The sequence below is a fragment of the Nocardioides sp. YJ-D4 genome (assembly GCF_054031495.1).
On record NZ_CM132932.1, the window covers coordinates 1,588,146 to 1,609,867 of the forward strand.

General features: G+C 69.6%; 21 protein-coding genes. 10 read left to right on the plus strand and 11 right to left on the minus strand.

Annotation, left to right across the window (positions count from 1 at the left end; translation table 11 throughout):
• Nucleotides 1-37 precede the first annotated feature (37 nt).
• Genes ACW14X_RS07765 through ACW14X_RS07780 form a run of 4 tightly spaced genes read right to left on the minus strand, consistent with a single transcriptional unit; the run spans nt 38 to nt 2,955 of the window.
• Nucleotides 38-1,066 (minus strand): SPFH domain-containing protein, encoded by a 1,029-nt coding sequence (locus ACW14X_RS07765; RefSeq protein ID WP_160024896.1) that lies wholly within the window; start codon nt 1,064-1,066, stop codon nt 38-40.
• Between the two features lie 15 nt (nt 1,067-1,081).
• Nucleotides 1,082-1,528 (minus strand): NfeD family protein, encoded by a 447-nt coding sequence (locus ACW14X_RS07770; protein ID WP_160024897.1) that lies wholly within the window; start codon nt 1,526-1,528, stop codon nt 1,082-1,084.
• A gap of 60 nt (nt 1,529-1,588) precedes the next feature.
• On the minus strand, nt 1,589-2,089 hold the full coding sequence (locus ACW14X_RS07775; protein WP_457165213.1) for a DUF6328 family protein: 501 nt from the start codon (nt 2,087-2,089) through the stop codon (nt 1,589-1,591).
• Nucleotides 2,089-2,955 carry a glucose 1-dehydrogenase gene (locus ACW14X_RS07780; RefSeq protein ID WP_350714631.1) on the minus strand — a complete coding sequence of 289 codons (867 nt, stop codon included), beginning with the start codon at nt 2,953-2,955 and terminating at the stop codon, nt 2,089-2,091. The genes ACW14X_RS07775 and ACW14X_RS07780 overlap by 1 nt, the downstream gene beginning before the upstream one ends.
• 36 nt (nt 2,956-2,991) lie before the next feature.
• Between ACW14X_RS07780 and ACW14X_RS07785 the strand changes: the two genes are divergently transcribed.
• On the plus strand, nt 2,992-3,678 hold the full coding sequence (locus ACW14X_RS07785; RefSeq protein ID WP_457165214.1) for a spermidine synthase: 687 nt from the start codon (nt 2,992-2,994) through the stop codon (nt 3,676-3,678).
• A gap of 18 nt (nt 3,679-3,696) precedes the next feature.
• On the plus strand, nt 3,697-5,085 hold the full coding sequence (locus ACW14X_RS07790) for a class II fumarate hydratase (RefSeq protein ID WP_160024901.1): 1,389 nt from the start codon (nt 3,697-3,699) through the stop codon (nt 5,083-5,085).
• 120 nt (nt 5,086-5,205) lie between these two features.
• Here ACW14X_RS07790 and ACW14X_RS07795 read toward each other — a convergent pair whose 3' ends face one another.
• The 3 genes from ACW14X_RS07795 to ACW14X_RS07805 form a co-directional block, all read right to left on the minus strand.
• Nucleotides 5,206-5,916 carry an aggregation-promoting factor C-terminal-like domain-containing protein gene (locus tag ACW14X_RS07795; RefSeq protein WP_160024902.1) on the minus strand — a complete coding sequence of 237 codons (711 nt, stop codon included), beginning with the start codon at nt 5,914-5,916 and terminating at the stop codon, nt 5,206-5,208.
• Nucleotides 5,917-6,104: 188 nt separating this feature from the next.
• Nucleotides 6,105-7,346: a PhoH family protein gene (locus ACW14X_RS07800; protein WP_457166055.1), complete on the minus strand. Its 1,242-nt coding sequence runs from the start codon at nt 7,344-7,346 to the stop codon at nt 6,105-6,107.
• Nucleotides 7,347-7,811: 465 nt separating this feature from the next.
• Nucleotides 7,812-8,588, minus strand: coding sequence for an isoprenyl transferase (locus tag ACW14X_RS07805; RefSeq protein ID WP_160024904.1), 777 nt, complete (start codon nt 8,586-8,588; stop codon nt 7,812-7,814).
• Nucleotides 8,589-8,676: 88 nt separating this feature from the next.
• Here ACW14X_RS07805 and trhA point away from each other — a divergent pair, with 88 nt between their 5' ends.
• Entirely contained in the window at nt 8,677-9,417 is a 741-nt protein-coding gene (gene trhA, locus ACW14X_RS07810) for a PAQR family membrane homeostasis protein TrhA (protein WP_350714621.1), read from the plus strand.
• Here the strand turns inward: trhA and ACW14X_RS07815 are convergent.
• Nucleotides 9,378-10,643 (minus strand): MFS transporter, encoded by a 1,266-nt coding sequence (locus ACW14X_RS07815; RefSeq protein WP_457165215.1) that lies wholly within the window; start codon nt 10,641-10,643, stop codon nt 9,378-9,380. The two genes, trhA and ACW14X_RS07815, sit on opposite strands and share 40 nt — an antisense overlap.
• Nucleotides 10,644-10,699: 56 nt before the next feature.
• Here ACW14X_RS07815 and ACW14X_RS07820 point away from each other — a divergent pair, with 56 nt between their 5' ends.
• Nucleotides 10,700-10,963, plus strand: coding sequence for a hypothetical protein (locus tag ACW14X_RS07820; protein WP_457165216.1), 264 nt, complete (start codon nt 10,700-10,702; stop codon nt 10,961-10,963).
• Nucleotides 10,960-11,661: a DUF5937 family protein gene (locus ACW14X_RS07825; RefSeq protein ID WP_457165217.1), complete on the plus strand. Its 702-nt coding sequence runs from the start codon at nt 10,960-10,962 to the stop codon at nt 11,659-11,661. Before ACW14X_RS07820 ends, ACW14X_RS07825 begins: the two co-directional genes overlap by 4 nt.
• 65 nt (nt 11,662-11,726) lie before the next feature.
• On the opposite strand, the gene ACW14X_RS07830 is transcribed toward ACW14X_RS07825, so the two are convergent.
• Together ACW14X_RS07830 and ACW14X_RS07835 are read right to left on the minus strand one after the other, a co-directional pair.
• Nucleotides 11,727-13,226, minus strand: a complete 1,500-nt coding sequence (locus ACW14X_RS07830) for an amino acid permease (RefSeq protein ID WP_160024907.1) — start codon at nt 13,224-13,226, stop codon at nt 11,727-11,729.
• A 55-nt stretch (nt 13,227-13,281) separates the two neighbouring features.
• Nucleotides 13,282-14,952, minus strand: coding sequence for a tannase/feruloyl esterase family alpha/beta hydrolase (locus tag ACW14X_RS07835; RefSeq protein WP_457165218.1), 1,671 nt, complete (start codon nt 14,950-14,952; stop codon nt 13,282-13,284).
• 189 nt (nt 14,953-15,141) lie between these two features.
• Between ACW14X_RS07835 and ACW14X_RS07840 the strand changes: the two genes are divergently transcribed.
• The 5 genes from ACW14X_RS07840 to ACW14X_RS07860 are packed head-to-tail and all read left to right on the plus strand — an operon-like array spanning nt 15,142 to nt 19,789.
• Nucleotides 15,142-15,915: an ABC transporter ATP-binding protein gene (locus ACW14X_RS07840; RefSeq protein ID WP_160024909.1), complete on the plus strand. Its 774-nt coding sequence runs from the start codon at nt 15,142-15,144 to the stop codon at nt 15,913-15,915.
• Nucleotides 15,908-16,600 (plus strand): ABC transporter ATP-binding protein, encoded by a 693-nt coding sequence (locus ACW14X_RS07845; RefSeq protein ID WP_160024910.1) that lies wholly within the window; start codon nt 15,908-15,910, stop codon nt 16,598-16,600. The genes ACW14X_RS07840 and ACW14X_RS07845 overlap by 8 nt, the downstream gene beginning before the upstream one ends.
• 50 nt (nt 16,601-16,650) lie before the next feature.
• On the plus strand, nt 16,651-17,898 hold the full coding sequence (locus ACW14X_RS07850) for an ABC transporter substrate-binding protein (protein WP_457165219.1): 1,248 nt from the start codon (nt 16,651-16,653) through the stop codon (nt 17,896-17,898).
• 23 nt (nt 17,899-17,921) lie between these two features.
• Complete coding sequence (locus tag ACW14X_RS07855; RefSeq protein ID WP_350714608.1) at nt 17,922-18,794, plus strand: branched-chain amino acid ABC transporter permease; 873 nt, start codon at nt 17,922-17,924, stop codon at nt 18,792-18,794.
• Complete coding sequence (locus tag ACW14X_RS07860) at nt 18,791-19,789, plus strand: branched-chain amino acid ABC transporter permease (protein WP_350714606.1); 999 nt, start codon at nt 18,791-18,793, stop codon at nt 19,787-19,789. Before ACW14X_RS07855 ends, ACW14X_RS07860 begins: the two co-directional genes overlap by 4 nt.
• 7 nt (nt 19,790-19,796) lie before the next feature.
• Here the strand turns inward: ACW14X_RS07860 and ACW14X_RS07865 are convergent, their stop codons facing one another.
• Nucleotides 19,797-21,692: a helix-turn-helix domain-containing protein gene (locus tag ACW14X_RS07865; protein WP_457165220.1), complete on the minus strand. Its 1,896-nt coding sequence runs from the start codon at nt 21,690-21,692 to the stop codon at nt 19,797-19,799.
• Nucleotides 21,693-21,722: the final 30 nt, after the last annotated feature.

Genomic DNA, 21,722 nt, shown 5'->3' on the forward strand with positions numbered 1-21,722 from the left:
TGCCCTCGGGAAACGGGTTTCTGCGACCTTTGCGGCGTCACCCGATGATGCGGTCCGCCCGGGCCGACTCCTCGTGGGCCGCCTCGACCGCCTTGGCCGCCTCGTGCTCCGCCTGCTCGATCGCCTCGCGAGGCGAGGGAACCGGCGGCGTACGTCCTGCGTCGTGGCCGTTGTCCGACCCCTTCGCCGACTGCATAGAGGAGGCGTTGTCGGCGAAGGCGCCGGTGACCGTACGCATCGCCTCGGTGAGCTCGCCGGGGATGACCCAGAACGAGTTGCCGTGCGACGCGAGCGAAGGCAGCATCTCGAGGTACTTGTAGGCCAGGACCTTGGGGTCGGCGTCGTTGGCGTGGACCGCCTGGAAGACCCGCTCCAACGCGGTGGCCTCACCCTCGGCCTCGAGGATCCGGGCCTGCTGGTTGCCCTCCGCCTCCAGGATGGACTTCTGCCGGGTGCCCTCGGCCTCGAGGATCAGCGAGGCCCGCTTGCCCTCCGCGTGCAGGATGGCGGCGCGCTTGTCACGCTCGGCGCGCATCTGCTTCTCCATCGCCTCCTTGATCGAGGCCGGCGGGTCGATCGCCTTGATCTCGACCCGGTTGACCCGGATCCCCCATTTCCCGGTGGCGTCGTCGAGCACCTCACGCAGCCGCGCGTTGATCGTCTCGCGCGAGGTCAGGGTGCGCTCCAGGTCCATCGAGCCGATCAGGTTTCGCAGCGTGGTGACGGTGAGCTGGTCGATCGCCTGCAGGTAGTTCGCGACCTCGTAGGCGGCCGCCCGCGGGTCGGTGATCTGGTAGTAGAGCACCGTGTCGATGTTGACCACCAGGTTGTCCTCGGTGATCACCGGACGCGGGTTGGAGGAGTAGACGGTCTCGCGTACGTCCAGCTTGGTGTTGACCCGGTCCACGAGCGGGATCACGAAGTTCAGCCCTGGCTGGAGCGTGATCCGGTAGCGCCCGAAGCGCTCGATGTTGTAGCGCCGGGCCTGCGGCACGATCCGCACCGTCGAGGCGACCGCCCCCACCACAAGCGCGACCATGACCAGAACGATCAGCAGAAGTTCCATCTCGTACGCCCTCCTCTAAGGGGACAGCGACAGCGGGTCGCGCGGATGCACGAGCGCCGTCGCGCCTTCGATCTCGAGCACGTCGACCCGGCATCCGACCGGGATGACCAGGTCCTCGTCGTAGGGGCGGGCGGTCCATTCCTCGCCCGCGAGCCGGACCAGCCCGTGCGCGTAGCTCACCTCCGCGAGGACGACCGCCTGACGGCCGACCAGCGCGTCGGTGCCATCACGCACCGGCGGCGGCAGGGCCATGTGACGGCGTGCGATCGGCCGCACCAGCAGCACGCTGCCGCCACCCGCGAGCGCGAAGACCAGCATCTGCACCAGCACGGGCGCGCCCAAGGCCGCGCTGCCCGCGGCAAGGAGCGCCCCGCCGGCGACGAAAGCGAACGCCAGCGTCATCGTGAACGCCTCGGCAATTCCGAGCAGTACCGCGACGAGGATCCAGAAGAACGACCACATAAGCCCACCAGACTCGGTTTCCGACCAGCGTACTCCCGGTGTGGTGGTCATCACATGGGGTCAGTGCGAGTTATTTCGCCCGTTGAGCAGCGGCAGTCCCGCCCACAGCGAGACGAACAGGACCAGTACGCCGACCGCGGCGACGACCCCGGCACCGAAGGAGAGGACGACGTCGAAGACGAGCAGCACGACCAGCGCCGAGGTGACCGCGAATCCTGCCAGTCCGGCGCGGGCACAGGCGTGCGAGGCCGTGACCAGCCACGGCCGCTGGCGACGCCGGAACAGGATCCGGTGGAAGGAGACCGGGGCGATGATCAGGGAGGTGGTGATGACCGAGCCGACCAGCACGACGAGGTAGATCGTCTGCTGATGGTCGGCCAGGTCCGGGAAGCGGGGCGAGAACGGGACCGTCAGCAGGAAACCGGTCAGGATCTGCACGCCGGTCTGCAGCACCCGCAGCTCTTGGAGGAGCTCGTTCCAGTTCCGGGTGATCCGCTCGGCCGGGTCCTCGTCCGGACCACCGCCCTCGATCTCACCGGGGTGAAAGCTGCTCGCGGCCATCAGAACACCGGCCGTCCCCCAGTCACCCCGAGAACGGTGCCGGAGACGTAGGACGCCTCGGCCGGAGAGGCCAGGAACACGAACGCGGGCGCGACCTCGGCCGGCTGACCGGCGCGCCCCAGCGGCGTGTTCGCCCCGAACTTCTGCACCTTCTCCGGCGCCTGCGTCGCCGGCTGCAGCGGGGTCCAGATCGGCCCCGGGGCCACTGCGTTCACCCGGACCCCGTCGGGCCCGAGCTCGGCGGCGAGGTTGACGGTGAAGTTGTTGATGGCCGCCTTCGTCGCGGCGTAGTCGAGCAGGCTGGTCGAAGGTTCGTACGCCTGGATCGAGGCGTTGTTGATGACGCAGCCGTTGCTCTTCCGCAGGTGCGGGACGGCTGCGCGGGTCAGCCAGAGGAGGGCGTACAGGTTCGTCTTGAACGTCCGGTCGATCCGCTCGTCGTCCATGTCCGTCAGACCCTTGTCGCGGGCGAACTGGTAGCCGGCGTTGTTGACCAGGATGTCGAGGCCGCCGAGCTCCTGCACGGTGCGTTCGACGACCTCGTCGCACGCCTCACGCTCGCGCAGGTCGATCGGGATGGCCAGCGGCGTACGTCCGGCCTCCTCGACCAGCTTCGAGGTCTCCTGGGCGTCCGGCTCCTCCTCCGGGAGGTAGGTGAAGGCCACGTCGGCCCCCTCACGGGCGTACGCGATGGCGACCGCGCGGCCGATGCCGGAGTCGGCACCGGTGATGAGCGCGACCTTGCCATCGAGGCGGCCGTGGCCCTGGTAGCTGGACTCGCCGTGATCAGGCAGCGGGTCCATCTCTCCGGTGAGCCCGGGAGGTTCCTGCTGCTGGGCTGGGAACTGGGTGTCGTCATCGCTCATGACGGGCCCGGTACCCACATCGGACACAATGGAACCGTGAGTGGGACTGAATCGGTGATCGTCGACGGTGGGCTGGCGCTACGGCATCGAGCGGACGGCCACCTCGAGCTGCGGGCCAACGGGATCTTCGTGATGGACACCCGGGAGACCTCGACTGAGAAGGCGCTGGCCACGCACGCCCTCGAGCTGCACCCGGCGCCGAAGCACGTGCTCATCGGAGGCCTCGGGCTCGGCTTCACCCTCGAGGCCGTGCTGACCGATCCACGGGTCGAGGCGGTCACGGTCGTCGAGATCGAGCCGCGCCTGGTCGAGTGGATGCGTACCGGCCGGATCCCCCACGGCCCCGACCTGCTGAGGGACGAGCGCGTCCACATCGAGGTGGCCGACGTGGCCGTGGTCCTGCGGGAGAGCCGGCCCGAGGCGTACGACGTCGTGCTGCTGGACGTCGACAACGGTCCCGGCTACCTGGTCCACGACGCCAACGGAGCGCTCTACGAGGCGCCCGCGCTGGCGGATGCGCGGCGGGCGACGGCCCCGGGTGGCACCGTGGTGGTGTGGTCGGCGGCGAAGGCTCCGGCGCTGCTGGAGGTGATGGCGCAGGTCTTCGACGAGGCCGAGGCGCTCTCCTACCCGGTCGACCTGCAGGGGCACTCCGAGACGTACTGGCTCTATGTGGGCCGGCTCTCGGCCGACGGGGTCTCGCGCGGGAATGGCACCAACTAGTCAAAGGTTGAATCAGACATGGACGACATGAGCTTTCGCATCGAGCACGACTCCATGGGAGAGGTCCGGGTCCCGAAGGATGCGCTGTGGCGCGCCCAGACCCAGCGGGCCGTGGAGAACTTCCCCATCTCGGGCACGCCCATCGAGCCGGCGCTGATCCATGCGATCGGTCATGTGAAGGCGGCCGCCGCCAAGGCCAACTTCGACCTCGGCGTCCTGCCCGGCGACAAGGCCGAGGCGATCATCGCGGCCGCGGGCGAGGTCTCCGAGGGCCGCCACGACGACGCGTTCCCGATCGACGTCTTCCAGACCGGTTCCGGCACCTCCTCCAACATGAACGCCAACGAGGTGATCGCGTCGCTGGCGGCTCGGGCGGGCAGGGACGTACATCCCAACGACCACGTCAACGCCTCCCAGTCCTCCAACGACACCTTCCCGACGGCGATCCACGTCGCGGCCGCCGTCGCCGTCACCGAGCAGCTGCTGCCCGCGATCGACGTCCTGGCGGGCTCGCTCGAGGCGAAGGCCGAGGAGTTCTCGGGCCTGGTGAAGTCGGGACGTACGCACCTGATGGACGCCACCCCGGTCACCCTCGGCCAGGAGTTCGGAGGGTACGCAGCCACCGTCCGCTACGCGGCCGAGCGGCTCGAGTCGGTCCTCCCGAGGGTGCGCGAGCTGGCGCTCGGCGGCACCGCGGTCGGGACCGGCATCAACACGCCCGCCGGGTTCCCGCAGGCCGTGATCGCCGACCTCTCCAACCGCACCGGCCAGCCGTTCACCGAGGCCCGCAACCACTTCGAGGCCCAGGGCACCCGCGACTCGCTGGTCGAGCTCTCCGGCGTCCTGAAGACGCTCGCGGTCGGCCTGATCAAGATCAACAACGACCTGCGCTGGATGTCGTCCGGCCCCACCACCGGTCTGGCCGAGATCCACCTGCCCGACCTCCAGCCGGGCTCCTCGATCATGCCCGGCAAGGTCAACCCGGTCGTGCCGGAGGCCACCTTGATGGTCGCCTTCCAGGTGATCGGCAACGACGCCGCGGTGACCGCCGCCGGCGCCTCGGGCGCCTTCGAGCTCAACGTCGCGATGCCGGTGATGGCCCGCAACATTCTGGAGTCGATCCGCCTGCTCTCGACCTCGATGACCGTCCTGGCCGAGCGCACCGTCGACGGGATCGTCCCCGTCCCCGAGCGCCTGCGCGCGTACGCCGAGTCCTCCCCCTCGATCGTCACCCCGCTCAACAAGTACATCGGCTACGAGGCCGCCGCCAAGGTCGCCAAGCAGGCCCTCGCCGAGGGCGCCACGATCAAGGACACCGTCATCAAGCTCGGCTACGTCGCCGACGGTACCCTCACCGAGGCCCAGCTGGACGAAGCGCTCGACGTCGAGTCGATGACCCACCCCTGAACCGCCGAGTCGGCTCGTCCTGACCAAAAACATCGCCGAGTCGGCGCGTTAGAACGCGCCGACTCGGCGAGATTTCACGTCAGGACGAGCCGACTCGGCCGCCAGGCCAACAGATTCGGCCTAGTACCAGCCGACGGACTGGGAGTGGCTCCAGGCGCCGCAGGGGGAGCCGTAGCGGTCGTTGATGTAGCCGAGGCCCCACTCGATCTGGGTGGCGGGGTTGGTCTCCCAGTCGTCGCCGGCGGAGGCCATCTTGGAGCCGGGGAGGGCCTGCGGGATGCCGTAGGCGCTGGAGGAGGGGTTGGCAGCGGTCGGGTTCCAGCCCGACTCCTTCTCCCAGAGCGGCTCGAGGCAGGAGAACTGGTCCATCCCCCAGCCGAAGTCGCCGAGCATCGACTTGGCGATGTCCTTGGGGTTGCGCAGATCGATCTCGATCTCTTCGACGCCGGCGATGGCCCGGACGTCGTTGCCGGCCGACAGGGCGGCCTGCTTGCCGGGGTCGGCGACCTCGCGGCGGTCACCGGCAGAACGCGACAGGGAGGTCTCGTTGCCGCGGGCGGCGGACTCGGCCTCGATCGCGGCGCGCTGGGCGTCGGTGAGCTCGGGAATGTCGGCGGCTGCCGACTCACCCGCGCTGAGCGTCGGGTCGTCGGTGGCGGGGCCGGTGTAGGCCACCCCGCCTGCGACTGCGGCTCCGGTCCCGCCGAGGGCGAGGACGGAGAGGAGGAGGGTTGTCTTGGCGGTCGTACGCGCAGCCTTGTGCGGAACGTCGACAAGCGGATTCGCTGGCGCACCGCGATGTCGCGGGGCACGATGAACAGGCTTGGTCACGGGCTCTCATTCGGGGGCTGAGGCATTACAGACCCGCAAACAATGCATGAGCACCAACCTCGTATCAAACCGGACGCACCGTTTGTAGGTCAGAAATGACCGTCCTGAGCATCACTTCCGTAACATGAGTCACAGAAATCACAACGGCCCCAGACCTTACAGGTCCGGGGCCGTTGACGTGACAATGATTACGGGACGACGTTCTCCAGCATCTCGGTGACGAGCGCGGCGATCGGCGAGCGCTCGGAGCGGGTCAGGGTGACGTGGGAGAAGAGCGGGTGGCCCTTCAGCTTCTCGATGACCGCGACCACGCCGTCGTGGCGTCCGACCCGGAGGTTGTCGCGCTGGGCGACGTCGTGGGTGAGCACGACCTTCGAGTTGGCGCCGATGCGGGAGAGCACCGTCAGGAGCACGTTGCGCTCCAGCGACTGCGCCTCGTCGACGATCACGAACGAGTCGTGGAGCGACCGGCCGCGGATGTGGGTCAGCGGCAGCACCTCCAGCATGCCCCGGTCGATGATCTCGTCGATCACGTCCTGCGTGGTGACCGCGGAGAGCGTGTCGAAGACCGCCTGGCCCCACGGCGACATCTTCTCGCCCTCGGTGCCGGGGAGGTAGCCGAGCTCCTGGCCGCCGACGGCGAAGAGCGGGCGGAAGATCAGCACCTTCTTGTGCTGGTTGCGCTCCATGACCGCCTCCAGCCCGGCGCACAGCGCGAGCGCGGACTTCCCGGTGCCGGCCCGGCCACCGAGGGAGACGATGCCGACCTCGGGGTCGAGCAGCATCTCCAGCGCGATCCGCTGCTCCGCGGAGCGGCCATGGATCCCGAAGACCTCCCGGTCCCCGCGCACCAGGTGCACCTGCTTGTCCGGTCCGACCCGGCCCAGCGCGGTGCCGCGGTCCGACATCAGCACCAGACCCGTGTGGCAGGGCAGGTCGCGGGCCGCGTCGAGCTCGAGGACGCCGTCGTCGTAGAGCTCGTCGAGGGACGCGGAGGCGACGTCCAGCTCGGCCATCCCGGAGTAGCCGGGGTCGGAGTCGTTGATCCGCTCACCGCGGTAGTCCTCGGCCTTCAGCCCGACCGCGGACGCCTTGATCCGCATCGGCAGGTCCTTGGAGACCAGGGTGACGTCGAGCCCGTCGCCCTGCAGGTTGCGCGCGACCGCGAGGATCCGGGTGTCGTTGTCCCCGAGCCGGAATCCGCTCGGCAGCGAGGACGGGTCGGTGTGGTTGAGCTCGACACGGATCGTGCCGCCCTCCTCGCCGACCGGGACCGCCGTGTCGAGGCGTCCGTGGGTGACCCGCAGCCCGTCCAGCTGCCGGAGCGCGGAGCGGGCGAAGTAGCCCAGCTCCGGGTGGTGTCGCTTCCCCTCCAGCTCGGTGATGACCACCACCGGGAGGACGACCTGGTGCTCGGCGAAGCGCGTCATGGCCTTCGGGTCCGAGAGCAGGACGCTGGTGTCGAGAACGAACGTGCGCACAGAAGGCGACTCGCTCTCCGGGGCTGCGCTGGACGGGGATGGCTCCGACGCCGGTGTCGGAGCGGCCGACGTATCGGCCTCGGTGACATGCTCGTTCGTGGTTCGGTTGGCCACGCGGATCACCTCTCGCGACCGGCTCATACACCCATGAGTCCGGCCATTTCATCGTTAATCAGATGGACCGGACGGTGGACCGTCAGTCGGGGTGCCGACCGCCTCACGCCCGTCGGGATCGATGAGATCCTGACGCAGGTTCGGTTCGTGACTACTCACGTAACGGGCCTCCAGGTGCGACGGGAATTTGTTCCCCGCCGTTGGATACAACGCTACGACGCCGGACCAACGGTCTGTGGCAACACGAACGATTTTTCTTTGTGAACTCCTGGTGACACGACCGAATGTTCCGGCCAGTGGTCACCTTCCGAGGCGACGCTCGCGGTGGGCGTAGGCGCGCAGGGCCCGCAGGAAGTCGGTGCGCCGGAAGTCGGGCCAGTAGGCCTCGCAGAAGTAGAACTCCGACTTCGCGCTCTGCCAGAGCAGAAATCCGCCCAGGCGCTGCTCCCCGGACGTACGGATCACCAGGTCGGGATCGGGCTGGCCCTTGGTGTAGAGGTGGTCGGCGATGTGCTCGACGTCGATGATCTGGGCGAGCTCCTCCAGCGACGTGCCGCGGATGGCGTGCTCGTTGAGCAGGGCACGTACGGCGTCGGCGATCTCGCGGCGGCCGCCGTAGCCGACGGCGACGTTGACCAGCATCCCGTCGACGTCCCGGGTCGCCTCCTCGGCGGCCTTGAGGCGCTGGGACAGCCAGTCGGGCAGGAGGTCGAGCGCGCCGACCGGGTGCAACCGCCAGCGGCGTACGTCTGCCAGAGAGTCGACCGCGTCGGCGATGATCTCGAGGAGCGGTGCCAGCTCGTCGGCGGGGCGGTTGAGGTTGTCGGTGGAGAGCAGCCACAGGGTGACCACCTCGATGCCGATCTCGTCGCACCAGGTGAGCAGCGGCTCGATGTTGGCCGCGCCGGCCCGGTGGCCGTGGGCGGTCGACTGGCCGACCTCCTTGGCCCAGCGACGGTTGCCATCGAGCATCACCCCGACGTGCTTGGGCAGCTTGGAGGCATCGAGCTTGCGGAGCATCCGCGCCTCGTAGGCTGGGTAGAGAACCCGACGTACGCCTTCCTTCCAGTCTGCCACGTGCAGAAGGGTATCGGCGCCGCGCCCACATCTCCCAGCGGGACGGGGTTCACCCGATCTTCAGGGTGGACCGATAGCCTTGGCACTTATGAGCGAGATGACGGACGCGATGCGCCTCAAGGTCGGAACGATCACCGACTCGGTCTCCTCGACCGTTCACGAGGCCCTGCCAAAGCTGCGCGGCTGGATCCACCTGGCCAGCGCCCCGCTCACGCTGGCGGCCGGGATCGTGCTGATCGTCCTGGCCCCCGCGGGTGCGCCGCGGCTCGGCGCGGCGGTGTTCACGATGGCCGCGCTGCTGCTCTTCACCGTCTCCGCGGTCTACCACCGCGGCAACGCGATGGGTAAGTGGAGCCCACGCTCCCACACCATCCTGAAGCGCTGGGACCACGCGAACATCATGCTGATGATCGCGGGCTCCTACACCCCCTTCTCGCTGCTGCTCCTCGACGGCGTCACCCAGGTCGTGCTGCTCTCGGTGGTCTGGACCGGTGCCATCCTGGGCGTCTTCTTCCGGGTGTTCTGGCCCGAGGCCCCGCGCTGGCTGTACGTCCCGAACTACATCGCGCTCGGCTGGGCGGCGATCTTCTTCATCCCCTCGTTCTTCTCCGGCGCGGTCGCGCTCGGTGTCGGCATCGGGATCGCCACCTTCACGCTGATCTGTGTCGGCGGCGCGCTCTACACCGCCGGCGGCGTCATCTACGGCTTCAAGCGGCCCAACCCGTGGCCGCAGTGGTTCGGCTTCCACGAGGTCTTCCACACCTTCACGATCCTCGCGTTCATCGTGCACTACACCGGCGTCTCGCTGGCGACGTACTCGCTGCGCTGAGCCTGAGCCCGGTCACGTGCCGTGGCCGCGTGCCGGGCCAGCACCGCGGTGAGGATGCCGGTGACGGCGAAGAGCGCGCCCAGCACCATCCAGCCACCGGTGCCGTGGTCGATCGCGGTGGCGGTCACCACCAGAGGCGCGAGCATGTGCGCCAGCGCGTAGCCCATCTGGCTCACGCCCTGGTAGGCACCGGCCCGCTGCTGGTCGGCGAGCTCGAAGGCCAGCCCCCAGCTGCCCGCCTCGCCGCGCGTCTCGGCTGCCGAGGCGGCCAGCGCGGCGAGCAGCAGCAGGCACGTGGCGAACACAGGGCCCGCATAGCCCGCCCCCGCGAAGAGCAGGCAGGCGGCGAGCAGCAGGAACCCGGCGCCGCGCACGGCTCGACCCGCCGTGGCGATGTCGTGCGTGCCGCGCGAGGCCCGCACCTGGAAGAGCGCGACGTAGACGGTGTTCACCACCAGGAGGAGCGAGACCAGGACCGTCGGCGCGTCGGTGTGGTCGGCCACCCACAGCGGCACCCCGATCGAGGTCACCCCGAAGTGGATCGCCATCACTCCGCTGAGCACGGTCGCGGTCACATAGGTGCGGTCGCGCAGCGGTGAGGGGCCTGCGACCACCGTCGGACCGGAGCCGGCGTCCATCGTCTCGGCCAGCCCCGCGACCCGGCGCCTGAGCCCGATGAGCGGCACGGCCGCGAGCGTGGTGAGCAACCCGACGACCACCATCGTGGTGCGATAGGCGGTCCCGGTGTCGACCGCCAGCGCCAGCGCGGCGAGCAGGGTCCCCGCTCCGATCATCACGTTCATGACCACGCGCAGCCGGGCGCGTACGGCGACCCGGTCGGGGCCGTCGAACCAGCGCGCGATCAGCGTCGACTGCGCGCTCGACTGGAAGCCTCGCGAGGCCGAGACCCAGGTCGCGACCAGCACGAACGCGACCACGTCCCGCGCCAGGGCGTAGGCGAGCAGGGCGATGCCGTAGCTCGCCATCGCGCACAGCTGCACCCGGTCGGCGCCCCACCGGTCGCTGAGCCGTCCACCTGCGTACGTCGCCACGACGCCGACGGCTCCGGCGACGGTCAGGCCGATGCCGACGGTCACCGCCGAGAGGCCGACCGTGCGGGTGAAGTAGAGCGCGCTGACCGCGAAGAACATGCCACGGGCGAGGGAGAGGGCGGCGATGGCGCCGACGAGCGGGCGCTCGACCGGGTCGCTGGGGAGGCGGATCACGGGTCCAGTTGTCGCACCCCACGCCTGCGCGCGCTAACGATGTAGCGTATTGCTTCATGATCAGGTACGAGCTGGCCGGTCCCGACCTGAGCGAGGTCCGGTTCGCCATCTCGCCGCTCAACGAGCTCACCCTCTCGCTCCGGGCGCTGCGCGACCCCGGCAGGTTCCCGCTCCACCTGCCCTGGCTCCGCGGTGTCGGCACCGCCGACCTGGATCGCGGGACCCTGCTGGCGCTGACCAACGACCGACTCTGGACACCGGACTTCTCAACCCGCGCCCGCGCACCCCGCTCGCCCGGCTCGAGGACGAGCTCGAGGTGATCGCGGCGACCTCGCCGCAGCGCGTACGTGCCGACCTGGCCGCAGTGCACTTCGAGGGCGGCCCACCGCCGGTCCTGAACGGGCCTCCGCAGGTGCTGCTGCGCCGCGTCCTCACCGCGCTGCGCGGCTACTGGGACGCCTGCTTCGAACCGCACTGGCAGCGGATGCGAGCGGTGCTGGAGGCCGACATCGTGCATCGCGGCCGGACGATCGTCCACTCCGGCATGGCGTCGATGTTCGCCGGCATCTCGCCGCGAGTCACCCTCGCCGACGACGTCCTCGCGATCCGGCTCACCACGTCGAAGGTCGACTATCGGCGTACGACCGCGGGGGTCGGGCTCACCCTGGTGCCCACCCTGTTCTCCCGCAACCCGTCGACGCCGATCTCGCCCGAGGAGCCGCCGGTCATGTTCTACCCGGCACGCGGGCTCGGCACGCTGTGGACCAGTGACCGGCCACAGGCGCCGCGGGCGCTGCGCGACCTCATCGGCGAGACCCGCTCCGGGCTCCTCACCCTGCTGGCGGCTCCGGCCTCGTCGACCGAGCTGGCCGTACGCCTCGGGGTGACCCCCACAGCCGTCAACCAGCATCTGCGGGCGATGCGCGCGGCAGGGCTGCTGACCTCGGCCCGCCACGGCCGATCGGTCCTCTATCTCCGCTCCGACCTCGGCGACCGCCTGGTCGATGCCGTCAGGTGACGTCCAGACGAGGAAAGGGGCGCGCGGCCGGTCCGGCCACGCGCCCCTTCTCGTCTACGAGATCCTCACATGTGCAGCGGCTCGACGACGTTGTCGTCGCCGCCCTTACCGACCCGCGAGTTGCGGTAGCCGTAGAGGAAGTAGATGGCGAATCCGATCGCCATCCAGACCAGGAACCGCAGCCAGGTCTCGACGCTCAGGTTGAGGGTCAGGTAGATGCAGATCAGCGCGGCCACGATCGGCAGCACCGGGTTGAACGGCACCTTGAAGGAGCGCGGCAGGTCCGGGCGACGCTTGCGCAGGATCGGCACGGCGATCGAGACCAGCGCGAACGCGGTCAGGGTGCCGATGTTGACCATCTCCTCGAGCTTGCCGATCGGGGTGAAGGTGGCCACGATCGCGACGAAGGCGCCGACGGTGAGGGTGATCCGGACCGGGGTGCCGGTCTTCGGGTTGACGTGGGCGAACCTCACCGGGAACAGACCGTCGCGGCTCATCGCGAAGATGACCCGGATGGCGCCGATCATCAGCGTCATCACGACGGTGGTCAGACCGGCGACGGCGCCGGCCGAGATCAGGGTCGCGAACCCGCCGCGGCCGACATCTCGGAACGCGGTGGCGAGCGCGGCCTCGGTGTCGATCTGGTCGTACTTCACCATGCCGGTGATCACCAGGGCGACGGCGACGTAGAGGATCGTGCAGATCACCAGCGAGCCGATGATGCCGCGGGGCAGGTCGCGCTGGGGGTTGTTGGCCTCCTCCGCGGTCGTGGCGACCACGTCGAAGCCGATGTAGGCGAAGAAGACGACCGAGGCGGCCGAGATGATGCCGAGGACACCGAAGGTCTGCGGCTCGAGGCCGAAGGCCCACTGGATCAGCGGCTGGTGGATGCCCTCACCGCTGACGGAACCGGCACGGTCGGGGATGAACGGGTCGTAGTTGGAGCCGGTGATGTAGAACATGCCGGCGACGATGACGAACAGGACGATGAACAGCTTGACCGCGACCAGCACGAGGTTGACCCGCAGCGACTCCTTGATCCCGATCGCGATCAGGCCCACCAGGACGATCACGAGCAGCAGGGCGGCCAGGTTGGGCTGACCCCAGTCGGCGCTGGCGTCGGGCCCGTAGCCCTTGGGCCAGCCGAGGCCGATCTCCTCGAGGAACGTCACCAGGTAGCTGCTCCAGCCCTGCGCGACCACGGACGCACCGAGCACCATCTCCAGGATCAGGTCCCAGCCGATGATCCAGGCGAGCATCTCGCCGAGGGTGGCGTAGGAGAACGTGTACGCCGACCCCGACACCGGCACCGTCGAGGCGAACTCGGCGTAGCACAGCGCCGCCAGGCCGCAGCAGATCGCGGCGATGACGAAGGAGAAGACCACACCCGGGCCGGCGTACTCAGCCGCGGCTCTACCGGTCAGCGTGAAGATTCCCGCTCCGATGATGACGCCGATCCCGAAGACGGTCAGGTCAACCGAAGTGAGTCGCCTTTTGAGCTTGAACTCCGGGGTCTCGGCATCGGCAAGGGATTGCTCGATGGATTTGGTGCGCCAAACAGACATGAGGGATAGGAAACCATCTCGGCTGATGGACGGGAAAGGTCGGGGGTGTAATCCGTCACATCTCGCACCGGAAGCTGCTCGCCTCCGAGGCGGGTCCTCCGACGTACGCGGGCCAGGCCGGCCATTCGCACAACGGTCGGGTTCGGGCGGCTCCGGCGTTGCCGTCGGCGACCACCTGGTTCTGCCCGGGAGCGACGCCCCGTTCGGCCCACTTCTCCAGGGCCGTGAGCGAGTCGTACGAGGCGGAGAAGGCGACCGGGGCGAAGTTGGCGTGGTTGGCGCCGGGCACCAGATAGAACCGGGAGAATCCCTCGGTCGCTCGCTTGCCCATCACCCGCTGGACGCGCTGGTAGTAGTCGATCGTGGAGCGGTGGCTCACCAGCTCGTCGGCGGCACCGTGGACCAGGATCAGCCTGCCGCCGGAGCGGGCGAACGGGCGCAGGTCGGCGTCGTTGACGTCCTGGAGCGCGGTCAGCTCGCTGATCCGGCCCTGCCACTCCCCCGGGTCGGCCGGGTCGATCGCGAACGGGCTGATCTGCGGGTCGCGAGCCACGAAGTACTTGGCCCACTGGTTCCAGAACTGCATGCCGTAGCCGGCGGTCACCGGCATCGGGTCGGCCGGCGCGGCGGTGCCGAAGCCGAGGACCGGCGTCGACATGCGTGCTCCGGACAGGAGCGGGAACCCGGGATAGCCCCACTCCCCGCTCGCCACGCGGTAGGGCAGCCGCCAGCTGCTGTCGGCCGCTACCACCGCATCCACCTGCTCACGCGAGAGGCAGGTGTCCCCCGGCGTCTCGCCCTCGCCGCACAACAGCGTCTCCGGGTCGAAGTCGCAGCCGGCCTCGTCGGAGATCACCCCGTCTGTGAGCCCGTCGCCGCCGTCGCAGGCGGCCAGGACCCGCTGTGCGACGAGGTCCTGCTGCGCCTTCGACGGGAACGCGCCGGGCTTGCCGAACTCGTGGGTGATCCGGCCGAAGAAGAGGTCGAGGGTGGCGGCGTTCCAGGCCGGGTACGCGGAGATCACCCCGTCGAAGTCGCGCGGCCAGCGCTGCGCGACCGCCAGGGCCTCCCGGCCACCGGTCGAGCCGCCGGCGAAGTAGGCCGTGCCGGGCGCCCGACCGAAGGCCTTCGAGATCACGTACGTGGCGGTGTCGTGCACCTTCTCGAGCGCGTCACCGGAGAAGTTGCGCACGGCTTCGTCGTTCTGGCCGAACCAGCCGTCCAGGCTGGCGATCGGGTGGCGGCTGGTGTCGGCCTGATGGCCGGAGTCGCTGGCGTACGTGGCATAGCCGCGGCCGAGCGGGGTGCGCTGGTCGACCGGCCCGAAGGGCACGTTCTGGGCGAGATTGGGGATGGTGCCGTTGTAGCCGCCACCGCCGAACATCATCGTCTTCCCGTTCCACCCCTGGGGCAGGGCCAGGCCCATCCGGATGTCCGGGGCGGCAGGGTCGACCGGGTGGATCGCGATGTCGGCGCGGCAGTAGGCCGGGAGCGCGGTCGGCCGGGTCCCGGAGGCCGACATCGACGTCGTCGCGGTGACCTCAGCACCGGTGGTCGGCAGGCCGATGCGGTGGGCGGGGATCTTCAGCCCGACCAGCGACGAGCAGTCGGCGGTGCCCGTCGACGGCGCGGCGCTCGCGGGCACCTGGCCGACGACCAGGGCCGCGGCGGCGAGGGCGAGCGCGGAGCCGACGGTCAGGAATCTGCGTACGTGGGTGGGGGCCATTGCTCAAGGATCGCGACGCGGTGTGACCTGCGCCATGTGGCCGCCGCACACAACTCCTGTGCGCAAGATGTGGCCAGACTTGAGCCGGGCACTGGAGAGCCGGCATGGGGGCGAGCCACACAATGACGAGGCTCAGTGTGTCCCGAACCCCTATGGCGTACGTCTCACCGCTTCCCTAGCGTCGCCCCTGTGACGAGCACCACACCGACCCCGAGGTGCGCACTACGGACCGAGGGTCTCACCAAGGACTTCCGCGGCTTCCGCGCGGTCAGCTCCGTCGACCTGGAGGTCGCCGAGGGCACCGTACACGCGCTCGTCGGCCCCAACGGCGCCGGCAAGACGACGCTCTTCAACCTGCTGACCGGGTTCCTCAAGCCCACCGGCGGAAGGATCACGGTCTTCGGTGACGATGTCACCGGGATGGCGCCGGAGCGGATCACCCGCCACGGGGTGGCCCGCTCCTTCCAGATCACCAGCCTCTTCGAGAACCTCACCCCGCGCGAGCACGTCGAGATCGCGCTCCAGGGACTGACCAGCCAGGGGCTGAGGTTCTGGCGCTCGGAGAAGCTGCTCGGACGCCGCCGCGACGAGGTCGACCGGCTGCTGGCCGAGGTCGGTTTGACCGAGCTGGCCGACAAGCCGACCGGGCTGATGGCGTACGGACAGAAGCGGGCGCTCGAGCTCGCTCTCGTCCTCGCCGTCGAGCCCCGGCTGCTGCTCCTCGACGAGCCGACGGCGGGGATGGGCATCGAGGACGTGGACCGCACCATCGAGCTCGTCCGGCGCATCGCCGAGGGCCGCACGGTCGTCTTCGTCGACCACAACATGCACGTCGTCGCCCACCTCGCCGACCGGGTCACCGTCCTGCAGCAGGGCTCGGTGCTCGCCGAAGGCCCCTACGACGAGGTCCGTGCGGATCCGCGGGTCATCACCGCCTACCTCGGAGAGGCTCACCGTGCTTGAGATAGAGAACCTGAGCGCCTGGTACGGCGAGGCGCAGGCCCTGCGCGAGGCCACCCTGAGCGTGGCCGAGGGCGAGGTCGTCACCCTCGTCGGCCGCAACGGGGCCGGCAAGACCACGCTCGTCCGCTGCCTGATGGGCCTCCACAAGCACCTGACCGGATCGATCCGGCTCGACGGCCGCGAGATCACCTCGCTGCCCGCGCACAAGCGGGCCCGCGCCGGGCTCGGCTGGGTGCAGGACGACCGCGGCATCTTCGCCAACCTGAGCGTGGAGGAGAACCTCCTGCTGCCGCCGAAGGTCTCCGAGTCGGCGTGGACGCTGGAGCAGGTCTACGACGCCTTCCCGGCTCTCGGCAGCCGTCGGCGAGCGGGCGGGACGACGCTCTCGGGCGGTGAGCAGCAGATGCTCGCCGTCGCCCGGGTGCTCCGCACCGGCGCCCGCCTGCTGCTGCTCGACGAGCCCTCCGAGGGGCTCGCCCCCGTCATCGTCGCCCAGATCGGCGACATCGTGCGGACCGCGAAGCAGTCCGGGATCGGCGTGCTCCTGATCGAGCAGAACGTACGTTTCGCCGCCACCGTCGCCGACCGCCACTACCTGCTCGCCCAGGGCCGCCTGGTCGAGAGCCTCGACAACGACGAGTTCGTCGAACGTCAGGACGAGCTACTCGAACACCTCGGGATCTGACGTACGTCCGCAGAGATCGAGCACAGCCCTACCCCACGAGGAGAGACACGATGAACAAGCGACGCACAGCTGCGGGCGCCTCGATATTGATGGCAGGTGTCCTGATCACCGCAGGCTGCGGTGCCGGCGGGCCGGCTGCTGCCGGAGGTGACTTCACCGACGACAAGGTGGTCCTCGCCCTGCTCAACGACGCCTCCGGTGTCTACAAGGACGTCTCCGGCCCCAACTCGAAGATCGCGATCCAGATGGCGATCGACGACTACCAGGAGAAGTACGGCGACGAGGCCGTCGTCGACGACATCGAGGTGACCTCGGCCGATCACCAGAACGAGCCGGACATCGCCAACACCAAGGCCCAGGAGCTCTACGACCGCGAGGGCGCCGACGTCATCCTCGACGTGCCGACCTCGTCGGCGGCGCTGGCCGTCGCGACGCAGGCGAAGAACAAGAAGAAGCTCTACATGAACATCGGCGCCGGCACGACCGAGCTGACCGGCGCACAGTGCAACAAGTACACCTTCCACTACGCCTACGACACCTGGATGCTGGCCAACGGCACCGGCACCGTCGTCACCGAGGAAGGCGACAAGAACTGGCAGCTGATCTACCCCGACTACGCCTTCGGCCAGGACATGGTGAAGTCGTTCACCGGCGCCATCGAGGCGGGCGGCGGCACGGTCGCGGGCACGATCGCGACGCCGTTCCCGAACGACAACTTCGCGACGTACATCACCAAGGCGGGAGCCGCGAAACCGCAGGTCATCGGCACCATGCACGCCGGCGGCGACCTGATCAACCTGGTCAAGCAGTACAACGAGTCCGGGCTCAAGGACCAGGGCATCGACCTGGCCGTCGGGCTGATGTTCATCTCCGACATCCACTCGCTCGGCGTCGAGGCGTTCGAGGGCACGATCTTCACCGACGCCTGGTACTGGAACCTCGACGAGAAGTCCCGCGAGTGGGCCGACCGCTTCATGGAGGAGACCGGCGACCGGCCGACGTACGCCCACGCGGGCAACTACTCGGCGGCGACGCAGTACCTCGAGGCGGTCCAGGCGGCCGGCACCGACGACGCCGACAAGATCGTCGAGGAGCTCGAGGGCAAGAAGGTCGAGGACATGTTCCTGCGCAACGGTGAGATCCGCGCCGAGGACCACCGGGTCATCCACGACGCCTACCTGGCCCGGGTCAAGGGACCGGACGACGTCAAGGAGGACTGGGACTACGAGGAGATCATCAAGACGATCCCGGCCGAGGAGGCGTTCCGCCCGGCAGCTGAGTCCGGCTGCTCGATGTAGGCGCGAGGTCTAGAGGGATTGGTATGAACGCGGTTCTGCAGTACACCGTCCAAGGGCTCGCGGCCGGCAGCTTCTACGCGCTGGCCGCGCTCGGCCTGGCCGTCATCTTCGGGGTGCTGGGCGTGGTCAACTTCGCCCACGGCGCCTTCTACATGCTGGGAGCGGTCGCCGCCGCGGTGCTCCTGGACACCGTCGGGATGAGCCTGTGGCTGGCGCTGATCGTGGTGCCGCTGCTGATGCTGGTCTTCGGGATGCTGGTCGAGCGGCTGCTGGTGCAGTGGCTGCTGCCGCTCGACCCGCTCTACAACCTGCTGCTCACCTTCGGGCTGACCCTGCTGCTGGTCGACCTCGTCAAGCGCCGCTACGGGGTCTCGGGGTTGCCCTACGAGCGCCCCGAGGCGCTGACCGGGCGGGTGCAGGTGGGTGGCGTCGGGCTGCCGGTCTACCAGCTCTTCGTGATCGGTGTCGCGCTGCTCGTCTGCCTCGGCGTCTGGCTGCTGATGACGCGTACGCGGGTGGGCATGATCGTCCGCGCCGCGACCGAGCGACCCGAGCTCGCCGGTGCGCTCGGCATCAACGTCGGGCGCTGGGTGACGCCGGTGTTCGGCTTCGGGGTCGCGCTCGCCGGGCTGGCCGGGGTGCTGGCGGCGCCGTTCCGGGCGATCACCGCCGAGATGGGCAGCGACTTCATCATCATCCTGTTCGCGGTCGTGGTGATCGGCGGGCTCGGCTCGATCGTGGGCGCCGTCGTCGGCGGGTTCCTGGTCGGGCTCGTGGAGGCCTTCGGGCAGGCGTACGCACCGACGTTCTCGCAGGTTCTCATCTTCGTGCTGATGGCTGTGGTGGTCCTGGCCCGGCCGGCCGGGCTCTTCGGCCGAGAGGAGGCGACGGCATGACGTCCATCGCGACAGCCGGTGCCAGCGTCACCGAGCAGCATGCGGCGATAGCGGGCGCACGCCCATGGCAGCGACTGGTCCTGCTGGCCGTGGGACTGGTGGTGGCGCTGGCGCTGCCGTGGTTCGTCTACCCGCCGGTGGCGATGGACATCGCCGCGTGGGCGCTCTTCGCGGTGGCCCTCGACCTGCTGCTGGGCTACTGCGGGCTGCTCTCGTTCGGCCACGCCGCGTTCTGGGGCGGGTCCGCCTATGCCACCGGACTGATCGCGATCCACCTCGGCGTGCCTTTTCCGGTGGCAGTTCTGGGCGGGGCGCTCTTCGCGATGCTCCTGGCGGTGCCGATCGGCTACCTGTCGGTGAAGCGGTCGGGGATCTACTTCGCGATGGTCACCCTCGCCTTCGCGCAGATGCTCTTCTTCATCGCCAACCAGGCCTCATCGCTCACCGGCGGCGAGAACGGGCTCCAGGGCGTGCCGCGATCGTTCTTCGGGATCGAGGCCGTCGAGACCGACTCGTTCTTCTTCTACTACGCCGCGCTGCCGATCATCCTGCTCGGGATGTGGGCCGCCTGGCGGATCGTCCACTCCCCCTTCGGGCGGGTGCTGGTCGCGATCCGTGACAACGCACCTCGGGCCAGGGCACTCGGCTACGACGTCGAGCGCTACAAGCTGATCGTCTTCGTGCTCTCGGCCGGGCTCTCGGGGCTCGCCGGCGGCGTCTTCGCCGTCTCGCACGGCTTCGTGGCGCTGCCCGAGCTGCACTGGGCTACCTCCGGCGAGGTCGTGCTGATGACCGTGCTCGGCGGGATCGGCACCCTGTGGGGCGGCGTCATCGGCGCCGGGCTGATCGTGATGCTCGCCGACTACCTGGCCTCGTCCGGATTCGACGGGATCGGGATCGTCACCGGCGCCGTGTTCGTCACCGTGGTGCTGCTCTTCCGTCGCGGGATCTGGGGCACCGCCCGCCACCTCTGGCTGACCCGTCGTCGTTCCTGAGCTCGCTCTAGGCGACCAGCTGATGGAGCCGGAGCGCCAGCTGCACCTCGAGTTGGCGCTCCGGCTCCTGCCAGCCCTTGCCCAGCAGCCGGGTGACCCGCTCCAGACGCTGTGTGACCGTGTTGACGTGCACATGCAGCGCGCCGGCGGTGCGGGTGAGGTTGCGGTCGGCGGCGAAGTAGGCCCGCAGGGTCTCTACCAGCTTCGACCCCTTCGCGGCGTCGTAGTCGATCACCGGCCCCAGCCGCGAGGTGACGTACGACGCCGGGAGGCCGTCGGAGCCGAGCAGCAGCCCCACGAAGCCGAGGTCCTCGGCGGTGACCACCTGGCCCTCACGCCCCAGCGTCATCGCGGCCGCCAGACAGCGGCGAGCCTCGTCGTAGCCCTTCACCACCGCGTCGGGACTGCTCAGCGGCCCCGGCACCGGGCCGGCAGCGCCGACCGTCACCGGGGCGCCGGCGGATAGCCGCAGTCCCTCGACCACCAGCTCGCCGGCGGCGCGGGCGTCGCAGTCGGGGAAGATCAGCACGACCTGCCCCTGCCGCACCGCCGCGAACCCGTCGTGGGTGGCGGCGACGAACGTCGCCGCCTGGCCGACCCGGGCCCGGTCGCCGGGGACGTTCGCCACCACGACGGCATAGTCCCGGGACAGGTCCGCTTGCAGCAGCCGGCCCCGCTCGCGCAGCGTGTCCGGGTCCGGGGTGGTGCCGGAGAGGAGCTCGTCGAGGAGCTCGCCGCGTACGCGTCCCTCGGCCTCGGCGACGCTGCGCCGGAAGAGCAGCAACAGCGCGGTGACCAGCGCCGCCCGCTCCAGGATCCGCTGGTCGCCGTCGTCCAGGTCCCCGTCCTCGCGGTCGACCTCGCGCGGGCCGAGGAGCATCGAGCCGAGCTGCTCGGCCCCGGCGAGCACCGGGGTGGCGTAGATGTCGCCGCTGCCGGCGGTACGGCTCAGGTCGAGGCTGCGCCGGGTCACGGCGGCCTCGTAGTCGGAGACGGGCTGGTCGGGGGCACTGCTGGCGATGGTCTCGCCGCTCAGGTCCAGCACCACCACCCGGGCGCCGAGGACCTCGGCGACGCTGCGTACGACGTCGTCGACGCCGCCGCCCTCGACGACGATCCGGGTGAGCCGGTCGTGGGCGTCCGCGGCGCGCTCGACCGCCTCGTTGCGTGCCTGCAGCTTGCGGGTGGTGACCTCGAGCTCGGCGACCGCCGCGCGGGTCTCCTCCAGCAGCCGGGCCTTGTCCACCGCGATCGCCGCGTGGGCCGCCAGGGAGACGAGCAGTGCGCTCGCCTCGGCACCGAAGGGACGTACGGTGCGGTTGGCGGCGAAGAGGACGCCGATGACCTGGGTGCCCAGCAGGAGCGGTACGCCGATGATCGCGCGGATGCCCTCGCCGCTGACCGCGCCATCGATGTCGGGGGCGTGCCGGAACCGCTCGTCGGGGATGTAGTCGGCTGTCGAGTAGGGCTTCATGGTCTGGGCGACGAGGCCGCCGAGCCCGATGCCGTAGGGGATCCGGGTCGAGCGGAAGGCCGCGGTCAGGATGCCCTCGGTCACGCGCATGTACTCGCCACGACGCTCGTCGTTGAGGGTCAGATAGGCGACGTCGCTGTTGAGCAGCTGCCTCGCCCGGGTCACGATCGCCTGCAGCACCGCCTCCAGGTTGGTCAGCATCGCCAGGTCGTTGGCCGACTCGAACAGCGCCCCCAGCTCGCCCTCGCGCCGGCGGCGCGCCTCCAGAGTCGCCCTGACCTGCAGCGCGAGCCTCTTGGCGTAGTCGATCCGCTCCTGCTCCGCGGCGCTCGCCCCCGCCGCTCGCGCGGCCTGCGACGGTCCCTCGAAGTCGGCCTCCGCGGCATCCCCGGCCAGCAGCTCCAGGAACGCGACCACATCGACCGTCATGTGACCGAAGTTACACTTCTACGCGCGCAC

Excerpts from the sequence above, each read along its gene's own strand:
- ACW14X_RS07765 (WP_160024896.1), bottom strand. The coding sequence starts at position 1,066 with ATGGAACTTCTGCTGATCGTTCTGGTCATGGTCGCGCTTGTGGTGGGG.
- ACW14X_RS07770 (WP_160024897.1), bottom strand. The coding sequence starts at position 1,528 with ATGTGGTCGTTCTTCTGGATCCTCGTCGCGGTACTGCTCGGAATTGCC.
- ACW14X_RS07775 (WP_457165213.1), bottom strand. The coding sequence starts at position 2,089 with ATGGCCGCGAGCAGCTTTCACCCCGGTGAGATCGAGGGCGGTGGTCCG.
- ACW14X_RS07780 (WP_350714631.1), bottom strand. The coding sequence starts at position 2,955 with ATGAGCGATGACGACACCCAGTTCCCAGCCCAGCAGCAGGAACCTCCC.
- ACW14X_RS07790 (WP_160024901.1), top strand. The coding sequence starts at position 3,697 with ATGGACGACATGAGCTTTCGCATCGAGCACGACTCCATGGGAGAGGTC.
- ACW14X_RS07800 (WP_457166055.1), bottom strand. The coding sequence starts at position 7,346 with ATGACGCGCTTCGCCGAGCACCAGGTCGTCCTCCCGGTGGTGGTCATC.
- trhA (WP_350714621.1), top strand. The coding sequence starts at position 8,677 with ATGAGCGAGATGACGGACGCGATGCGCCTCAAGGTCGGAACGATCACC.
- ACW14X_RS07820 (WP_457165216.1), top strand. The coding sequence starts at position 10,700 with ATGATCAGGTACGAGCTGGCCGGTCCCGACCTGAGCGAGGTCCGGTTC.
- ACW14X_RS07830 (WP_160024907.1), bottom strand. The coding sequence starts at position 13,226 with ATGTCTGTTTGGCGCACCAAATCCATCGAGCAATCCCTTGCCGATGCC.
- ACW14X_RS07835 (WP_457165218.1), bottom strand. The coding sequence starts at position 14,952 with ATGGCCCCCACCCACGTACGCAGATTCCTGACCGTCGGCTCCGCGCTC.
- ACW14X_RS07850 (WP_457165219.1), top strand. The coding sequence starts at position 16,651 with ATGAACAAGCGACGCACAGCTGCGGGCGCCTCGATATTGATGGCAGGT.
- ACW14X_RS07855 (WP_350714608.1), top strand. The coding sequence starts at position 17,922 with ATGAACGCGGTTCTGCAGTACACCGTCCAAGGGCTCGCGGCCGGCAGC.
- ACW14X_RS07860 (WP_350714606.1), top strand. The coding sequence starts at position 18,791 with ATGACGTCCATCGCGACAGCCGGTGCCAGCGTCACCGAGCAGCATGCG.
- ACW14X_RS07865 (WP_457165220.1), bottom strand. The coding sequence starts at position 21,692 with ATGACGGTCGATGTGGTCGCGTTCCTGGAGCTGCTGGCCGGGGATGCC.